Raw genomic sequence first — 8,382 nt, 5'->3', positions numbered from 1 at the left:
ACCCTCATAGGTTTTAATGTACGTAATATCACTGACCCACCATTGGTTCGGGTGCTCAACCTCAAACTCACGATCAACGGTGTTTGGAATAACGACATGCGGCTTGCCTGCGTACATATTCTTGGGCTTGCTATAGCCTCGCTGCGCTTCTATCCCTGCGGCTCTCATAAGACGTAATACACGGTCTCGACCAGACGAGATCTTCGCTTCTAACAAATCCAGGTAAATATTGCGGTAACCCGAATGGCAACCACTTTCCAGCCAGAACTGTTGGATCTTGCCAGTCAACTGCTTGTCTTCTTGTTCTCGGCGTGATTCGGGCTGGCGTAGCCAGTCGTAATAGCCGCAAAGGTGAACTTGCATCGCACTACACAAACGCCGAACGGCATACACATCGCTGCGAGATTTTATGAACGTGTACCGCTCTTTGACTTGCCGGCAAAGTATCTTGCGGCCTCCTTTAATATATCCCTCTCCTCCTGAGCGCGTTTTAACCCATGCTTAAGACGAGCCTTCTCAGTACGCAAGTCAGCCTCATCATCTCTCCGCTTCTTTGGCTTACTGAATAGCCGTGTAGTACGACTTGGTTGACGGCATCTTGCTTGAGCTCGTCGTTGTATCGGATTCCTTTACCCATGGTTTACCTCTCATAGTTAAGTTACATTATTTACTATGAAAAGTGTCGGGTAAACTTAGGCCTTACCACACAGCCATATCGGAGGAGTATCTCCGGTGAGGTTTGAAGAAAACTATTTTTCTAAGCTAAAAAGAGTCTACTAAAGTCTGGAAAGTCCATACTGTATTTCGATCAGGACCTGGGACGCTTTACGTAGAAGGATACATGGACGGTGGCTATTAGAGACTAGTAAGTGTTCTTGTTGAACCTGTACAAAGCAGAATGTTTCACTGAAACAGTGACAATTGAAGCAGCCGTAAAACGACAATATAACGAGGGTTTTTCTTGACAAAACCAAATTGCCTAAAAGGTACGAATTTACTTGCCTGATTCAGTGTCATCATGTTTTGTCACATATGTGTAGAACCAGCGACCTACCCCTTAGGAGGGGGTTGCTCTATTCAACTGAGCTACGGAGGCACATAACATGCATCCAGAACGGTTCTGCTGTGACCTCAGTGCGTTCTGGAGGTTGGCTTTATATGACCAAGGCGAATGCCAAGGCCTGATGCCGAGGCGTATTCTAAACCGGAACCTTACATTCTTCCATATCTTTCACTAATGCCCGCATCACATCTCCTCTGGAGACGGCGCCAATTAGCTTTCCTTCTTCGACTATCGGCATGACGTTGATTCGATCTGCATTCATTTTAGAGGCTAAATCCATGATGCTGATCGTGGGGGGTTGGGTGATTAGCTTGGTGCTCATCACGTCCTCAACCAAAGCGGCATTATCGCAATAATAACTGCTTTGCATTAGTTGCTGCAGGCAATCGTACTCAGACACATATCCCACTAACGCACCTGAAGCGTCGATTACAGGCGCGCCCGGAAGATGATACTTTGTTAGGTGGTCACTGACGCGATCAAGCGTTACGCCAGGTTTTAGAGCAACATCCAACCCTCTCATGATGCTACGGGCCAATTTGGTATCCATATTGAATCTCCGATTCGGTTTTACTTAAACTCAGTGTAGCGCACAGATGATTGTCTAAACAAATTCGTTTGTGAATATCGAGAATAGATCAATAGGGTTGAGTGGCCTAAAAAAAGCCGCTCAGTTTACACTGGCGGCTTTTTCAGATTTTGAGTCTCAGGGAGTGTTGCGTTACGCGCGCTCAACATACTCGCCCGTTTCTGTATTAACCTTTACTTTTTCACCAATGTTAACGAACGTCGGCACTGTGATTCGAATGCCCGTTTCCAATACCGCCGGTTTCCCGCCGCTGGCGGCCGTTTGGCCTTTCACAACGCCTTCAGTATCGGTAACTTCAAGTATAACGTTTGCAGGTAAATCAACGCCGATCGGGGTTTCGTCGTAAAAATTGATTTGTACGTCGGTATTTGGCAGTAGATAGCCGACTTGGTCTGCCAAGTCATCAGCGTGGATGCTCATCTGGTCATAGGTTTCGTTGTCCATGAATACATAATCTTGCCCTTCGGCATATAGGTATTGCATTTTACGAGGTTCAACGTGAGGTTTTTCTATCTTATCCGTTGAACGAAACCGTTCATTGAGCTTGGTCCCGTTCATGATGTCCTTCAATTCAGCTTGAACAAATGCTCCGCCTTTTCCCGGTTTTACATGGCTTTTTTTAAGAACGCGCCAAAGGTTACCTTGATGTTCAATTAGGCCGCCGATGCGGATTTCATTTGCAGATATTTTAGCCATGAGACTGTCAGTCGTGTTGTTTGTTTAGGACGGCGATTATAGGTGATTGGATGTTGTAAAGACCAGTCCATCGGCTCAGAAACACCATGGTATGCGTACAGTTTTGTTATTATTCGATTGTTTCGTGTAAATCTCGTTTTAGTATTGAGGATTCGTCTTGGAATTTGATCATAAAACCTTCTTGCAAAATGTTGGCCAGGGGCCAGGCATCTACCAGATGTTTGATTTAGAGGGTTCTCTTTTGTATGTCGGCAAGGCAAAGAATTTGCAAAAAAGATTGTCCAGCTATTTTAGAACTTCAGGAATGCCGATAAAGACGGCGGCGATGATGCAAAAGGTGAATGATATCCAAGTCACGGTGACTCACACCGAGAACGAAGCGCTGATTCTTGAGTCCAATCTAATTAAACAAAATAAGCCTCGCTACAACATCTTACTGCGAGACAGCAAGAGCTATCCATTTATACATATCGACGACTCCCATGAATTTCCTCGGTTGGCGTTCTATCGAGGTGACCGAAGTCAGCCAGGAAGGTATTTTGGGCCGTACCCCGGGGTGACAGCAATTCGAGATACTCTCGCATTGCTGCAAAAAGTATTGCCTGTACGTCAATGTGATGATGTGTTCTACAGTAACCGATCTCGGCCGTGTCTTCAGCACCAAATTAAGCGTTGCAGTGCGCCTTGCGTAGGGTTGATCTCCCAAGACGCATACGCTAAGGATATTGAGTTGGCGGGTATGTTTCTGCAGGGGAAAGATGATTCTCTGAACGAGCTGTTGCAGAAAAATATGGAGGCCGCGTCAAAACATCTTAAGTTCGAAGAAGCCGCTGGTTGGCGAGATCGAATTAATGCATTAAGAAGGGTGCAATCACATCAATCGATAACCACAGGGCACAGTGATATCGATTTGATCACAATTGCATCACTGCATGGGCAAGTGTGCGTGGAGGTTACCTTCATTAGGGGGGGGCGTCACAGTGGCAGCAATGGGCATTTTCCAAAGGTCCCGCTGGAGTTTACTGAGCCTGAAATTCTGTCTGCGTTTTTGATGCAGTATTATCATCGCCGCCAAGCTCCTCGCGAAATAATTGTAGGGACAGTACCAGATGATAAGAGTCAGCTCGAAACCTGGATGAGTGAGCAATCAGAGCGGAAAGTGTCGATTTTGTCGGCAGTGCGAGGGCATCGACGAGATTGGCTTTCGATGGCGCAATTAAACGTCACAGAACGAATTAAGCGTCGTCTGGCGGAGAAAGAGAGCGTACACAACAGGCTTCAGGCGCTTACTGACGTGTTTCAACTTGACGAAACCATACGCCGAATTGAGTGTTTCGATATCAGTCATACTCAAGGAGAGCAAACGGTTGCCAGCTGTGTGGTCTTTACCGATAAAGGTGTGACCAAGTCAGATTATCGACGCTACAATATAACGGGCATTACCCCCGGGGATGATTATGCTGCCATGCGTCAAGCGATACTCAGGCGCTATAAACGAGTGTTAAAGGAAGAAGGAAAATTGCCAGATGTTTTGCTAATAGATGGCGGTAAAGGGCAGCTATCATCTGCTGCCGAGATAATGAATGAGTTACAGATAAAAGAAGTGCTTCTGGTTGGGGTTGCTAAAGGGGAGGGGCGTAAACCTGGGTTAGAAACCTTGTTTGTGTTAGGTCAATCAGTGGGAATCAAGTTGGCCGCTAATTCTCCATCAATGCACCTGGTGCAACAAATACGTGACGAGGCCCATAGATTTGCCATCACTGGGCACCGAGCGCGAAGGGGCAAAGCTCAAACTCAATCCATTCTTCAGGAAATACCGGGTATAGGAGCGAAACGAAGGCAGGCATTACTCAAGTATTTTGGGGGCTTGCAGGGCATACAGCAAGCTGGAATTAAGGACTTGAACAAAGTGAATGGAATCAACTCTGATTTGGCGGAAAAAATATATCACTACATGAGAAAGTAGGTGCTGTGTTTTCATGTTGAGAGCGGCATTCTTTGGCAAGCACTATCTCAAAAAAGTGTTAAAAGACACCTTCTTGGGACAGTGCCTTTATGCTAATGCGTTACTTAATGTTACACTCCCCGTCTGTAAAATCAGCCATCTTCAAATAAAGCCCACGCAGCATGAGCTTAAATATTCCAAACCTTCTTACTCTCTTTCGGATTGCCGCCATTCCAATTATTGTTGTGGTCTACTTTTCTGGGATTAAATACCTTAATTGGTATTGCGTGATTATATTCTCACTCGCCGGTATTTCTGACGCACTCGACGGGTACTTAGCACGGAAGTGGCAACAGACTAGTAAGTTGGGGGCTTTTTTAGACCCAGTGGCAGACAAGTTATTGGTGGCAACAATGCTCATGTTAGTTGCAACTAATACCGATGTTAAAGAAGCAATGCAATCTGAGTTCTGGTTTGCAGTTACTATAATGGTCATCATCGGCAGAGAGATTACGGTATCCGCTCTGAGGGAATGGATGGCTGAGTTAGGTAAGCGAGCTAATGTGGCCGTTTCTACGGTGGGGAAGTTTAAAACTGGAATTCAGATGGTTGCCATTGGGTGCTTGTTATTCCAAGAAAATTTCATCGGATTGCCCATCTTACTCATCGGCGAAATTTTGCTCTATATCGCTGGCGTTCTCACGGTTTGGTCTATGACTATTTACCTTACTGCGGCCTATCGCGCGGTTCGTTCGGATTAGTTCTTTTTTTTTCGAAAAATTGAAAACAATGATTGACGGATAAAATTTTCTACCTATAATAGCGCCCACTTCAGCGGGAATAGCTCAGTGGTAGAGCACAACCTTGCCAAGGTTGGGGTCGCGAGTTCGAATCTCGTTTCCCGCTCCAGATACCGAAAAACGGGAAAAGTTTTTACTTTTCCCGTTTTTTTATACTGAATGTAATGCTTAATATCGGCATTACATTTCAGAGGCAAAGTGACAATAGGTGTTCGTAAATTACTGGTTTTTTTGCCACATACGAATTACTTTGATGTACACTACGCCAGCTGATAACACAGCATCATGTCAACTTTGAAATAGTGGCTCGATGGCAGAGTGGTTATGCAGCGGCCTGCAAAGCCGTGGACGCCGGTTCGACTCCGGCTCGAGCCTCCATTTATTTGGTGGTGGTAATAGTGAACTTTTTCACGATTACGTTGTGTTCAGTGTTTTCCCAGTCTTACAAGACTGGCTATTCAGTGCAACAGAGATTCATTCTCAGCATTGGTATCGTTATTTGGAAAAATACGATTAACGACAACTTGCAATGAGTTGTTATGAAAAATTTGAAGAGGAAACCAAACCTCTATATGCATCCGTTGGCCCGGGTGGCGAAATTGGTAGACGCAACGGACTTAAAATCCGTCGGTAGCAATACCGTGCCGGTTCAAGTCCGGCCCCGGGCACCATCCTTTCTGAATTTGATGGCAATAACGTTGGATCGAGTAATAGTAGTATTTATGCGGGAATAGCTCAGTGGTAGAGCACAACCTTGCCAAGGTTGGGGTCGCGAGTTCGAATCTCGTTTCCCGCTCCAATATATTCAATTCCTTTTTCTTTATAAGGGCTTATGAGTTTTCCTTACTAACTCAAAAGAATTCCAGGAAATGTACTAATCAAGCATGGGGAGTCGCTGAACTCTTTAAAAAATCTGACTTATATTAGATAAGGATGGCTGGATTGTAGGGTTGATGGAATGTTCAGCACTACAAAGTCTAAAGTAAAGTATTGATGGTGGGAGTCTGACATTCAGTCGTCCCCCTGAGCTTGAATCACGTATTAGACTAATTTTAACTAACGTATGTTGTATTTAACGCTAAATCTCTTTATGATCGCGCCTCAATCGAGGAAATCGCTAATGAAAATAATTTTCGCACAAAAATTAGTTCTTATTTGTCGCTGTTGTTGCGTCAAATTTGCGTGTGCGCTTCATTAGTTAAAACTCGATGAAGGCGCTTTTGCCTTCCTAGAATTCATAAGAACCTCGGTCGGCCAAAGCTACCGAGGTTTTTTTATGGCTGGGTGGCAGAGTGGTAATGCAGCGGATTGCAAATCCGCCTTTCATCGGTTCAAATCCGATCCCAGCCTCCAAAAAATCTTACATTTAACTTAGCGGTCCGACTAAGGAGGGACATCATGAGTAAGAATAAATATCAAAACGACCTACACTCCTTTTGAGGTCACAAGTAAACGAAGAAAGGGATTCCCATCTGAGACTAACGTAAAGAAAGGAAATCGCTTCGTCCATAAAGATAAAGAGCTAGTTGAAAAACTCGGCAGAAACGACCCCTGTATTTGTGGGTCTGGTCGAAGGTTTTAAGAAGTGTTGTATGTTAAATCGAAAGTATGATGGATCAGTTAGAGATTACTACTTTAGAGAATGAACATGCAGAACAGACAAGTTCTAAAACCGCAATAAGAAACTTCGTGCGCCGGGAAGCCCCGGCGTCCGTTTAAATAGCGTTATGAATAATAAGATAGCAACAATTAAATATGGATAAGACAAACCATGCGTTGGGTAATACAAAAAAATCTATTTAAACCAGAGAATTATCGACTTCTTGTTGAAGCATTGGGTCGCTTAGAAGTAGGTTATAGCTCAGTTTTTATTCCGAATGGAACTCTAGATTTAGAACCAGATGTTAATCATGAAGGAAGAGTGTATGTTTGTGGTGCAATAAAACTAAAGAAAATTGCTCAGGAAAGAGGCTGGTCCCCCGGGAGTTTCTTAAATGATAATTTCAGTTTTGATGTTTGGGTTAAGCATCTAGGACAGACTCTACTGAATAGTGATGCTGTTTTCGGAAAATTTAATGATATTGAGATCGGTCAAATGGATAAGTTTTTTGTACGGCCACTTGAGGACAATAAGGCTTTCGATGGAATGGTTATTGATTCTGAGATGATGAAAGTTTGGCGGGAGGATCCTCGTAAAAGCAATCTAGCGCGCTTGGACGTAATCGCCTCACCTGTAAAAGAAATACATCGAGAGTATCGGATATTTGTTGTTAATAGAGAGGTGGTAACCGGTTCAGGATATAAAGTCGCTGGTGAGCCTCAGGTTTCTAAGTACATAGATCCTGATGTTATAGACTTTGTGTACGAGGTTATTAACAAATGGATTCCTTCTGAGTCAGTTGTAATTGACGTGTGCTTAACTGAGAGTGGTTACAAGGTCATCGAGTTTAATAATATTAATAGTTCTGGTTTTTACGCGTGCGATGTACAAAAGTATGTCGAAGCCATACAGAATGCGTATGCGTGAATCGTCGAGAAAATGGTCTATATGTCAGAATTAGAAAAATTGTATAAGGAAATGGTTGATCAAGAAGATGAGCTTACAGGCTTTAAAGCAGGCGTCTGCTTTTGTGGTGAAGAGGGGTATCACTCCGAATGTCTGGAAAGCTTGAGGCCGATAGTAAGGAGGGATAAGCAAGCTGAGTCTTATTTTGAAACTCTTGGTTATGCTTCGGTTGATGTTGCTAACGGAGGCTTTAAGAAAGCGGAGCTATCTTTATTTAGTCAGCTCGAATTTGATCCTTTTGAAAACGGGTATAAAAGCAAAGATGTCCTTGAGAATAGGGATACGTATTATTTTCCCATTGTTTGCGTTGGTTGTTGTGGTTACTTAGTTACGAAAGAAGATCTAGAGGTCATATCATTTGGTTCTTATGTGGGACGTATAGAGCACATATGGGCTTACTATGAAGGTGCTCAGCTCGCAAGTTTAGGGAAAGACAGAAATAACAGTCTGATTATTAAAGAGGTGCGCGACGCGAAACGCACTCTTAAGGTACTAAAATCTTTTTTAGACAATAACTATGTAAATAGTATAGAGCCTGAATTCAGGTCGCTACCTATCGTGCTGGACAATGTCGATATTTATTTTGGTATTAGAGACCTGTTTGATGCACGAATGAAAAATTGGTTCGAGTTTGAAATAGTATGAGTGCTAGTGGTTTACGGAATTATCGCTATTGACGCGTTCTTAGGTTTGACATTAGTGCTCAGAGCAGAATAGACTTTA

9 protein-coding genes and 5 tRNA genes are annotated in these 8,382 nt (G+C 43.7%); 10 read left to right on the top strand and 4 right to left on the bottom strand.

The genetic code is table 11. The annotated features are described in order from the left end of the window. The 4 genes from ABWW54_RS16920 to efp form a co-directional block, all read right to left on the bottom strand. Nucleotides 1-363 (bottom strand): IS3 family transposase (locus tag ABWW54_RS16920; protein WP_353413958.1); only part of this gene is annotated, 363 nt, incomplete at its 3' end. A 127-nt stretch (nt 364-490) separates the two neighbouring features. Then, a complete protein-coding gene (locus ABWW54_RS16915; protein WP_353413956.1) occupies nt 491-637 on the bottom strand; it encodes a hypothetical protein in 147 nt (48 codons plus the stop codon). A 562-nt stretch (nt 638-1,199) separates the two neighbouring features. Continuing rightward, nucleotides 1,200-1,613, bottom strand: a complete 414-nt coding sequence (locus tag ABWW54_RS16910; RefSeq protein ID WP_353413954.1) for a CBS domain-containing protein — start codon at nt 1,611-1,613, stop codon at nt 1,200-1,202. A gap of 171 nt (nt 1,614-1,784) precedes the next feature. Further along, nucleotides 1,785-2,348 carry an elongation factor P gene (gene efp, locus ABWW54_RS16905; protein ID WP_353413952.1) on the bottom strand — a complete coding sequence of 188 codons (564 nt, stop codon included), beginning with the start codon at nt 2,346-2,348 and terminating at the stop codon, nt 1,785-1,787. Nucleotides 2,349-2,505: 157 nt separating this feature from the next. Between efp and uvrC the strand changes: the two genes are divergently transcribed. The 10 genes from uvrC to ABWW54_RS16855 all read left to right on the top strand — a co-directional run bounded on the left by uvrC (nt 2,506) and on the right by ABWW54_RS16855 (nt 8,304). Further along, nucleotides 2,506-4,314, top strand: a complete 1,809-nt coding sequence (gene uvrC / locus ABWW54_RS16900) for an excinuclease ABC subunit UvrC (protein WP_353413950.1) — start codon at nt 2,506-2,508, stop codon at nt 4,312-4,314. 161 nt (nt 4,315-4,475) lie between these two features. Then, nucleotides 4,476-5,054, top strand: a complete 579-nt coding sequence (gene pgsA, locus ABWW54_RS16895) for a CDP-diacylglycerol--glycerol-3-phosphate 3-phosphatidyltransferase (protein WP_353413948.1) — start codon at nt 4,476-4,478, stop codon at nt 5,052-5,054. A gap of 73 nt (nt 5,055-5,127) precedes the next feature. Then, nucleotides 5,128-5,202, top strand: a tRNA-Gly gene (locus ABWW54_RS16890). A gap of 195 nt (nt 5,203-5,397) precedes the next feature. Beyond that, nucleotides 5,398-5,471: transfer RNA gene (locus tag ABWW54_RS16885), tRNA-Cys, on the top strand. Between the two features lie 206 nt (nt 5,472-5,677). Then, nucleotides 5,678-5,764: transfer RNA gene (locus ABWW54_RS16880), tRNA-Leu, on the top strand. A gap of 53 nt (nt 5,765-5,817) precedes the next feature. Then, a tRNA-Gly gene (locus ABWW54_RS16875) sits at nt 5,818-5,892 on the top strand. A 479-nt stretch (nt 5,893-6,371) separates the two neighbouring features. After that, nucleotides 6,372-6,446: transfer RNA gene (locus ABWW54_RS16870), tRNA-Cys, on the top strand. A gap of 55 nt (nt 6,447-6,501) precedes the next feature. Beyond that, nucleotides 6,502-6,675, top strand: coding sequence for an SEC-C metal-binding domain-containing protein (locus tag ABWW54_RS16865; protein ID WP_353413964.1), 174 nt, complete (start codon nt 6,502-6,504; stop codon nt 6,673-6,675). Nucleotides 6,676-6,864: 189 nt separating this feature from the next. Continuing rightward, nucleotides 6,865-7,620 carry an ATP-grasp domain-containing protein gene (locus ABWW54_RS16860; RefSeq protein WP_353413946.1) on the top strand — a complete coding sequence of 252 codons (756 nt, stop codon included), beginning with the start codon at nt 6,865-6,867 and terminating at the stop codon, nt 7,618-7,620. A gap of 21 nt (nt 7,621-7,641) precedes the next feature. Then, entirely contained in the window at nt 7,642-8,304 is a 663-nt protein-coding gene (locus ABWW54_RS16855; protein ID WP_353413945.1) for a hypothetical protein, read from the top strand. Nucleotides 8,305-8,382 lie beyond the last annotated feature (78 nt).

Origin of the sequence: Arenicella sp. 4NH20-0111 (assembly GCF_040366405.1) — a bacterium.
Lineage (GTDB): Bacteria > Pseudomonadota > Gammaproteobacteria > Arenicellales > Arenicellaceae > Arenicella.
This window is presented reverse-complemented; position numbering and strand designations above follow the sequence as displayed.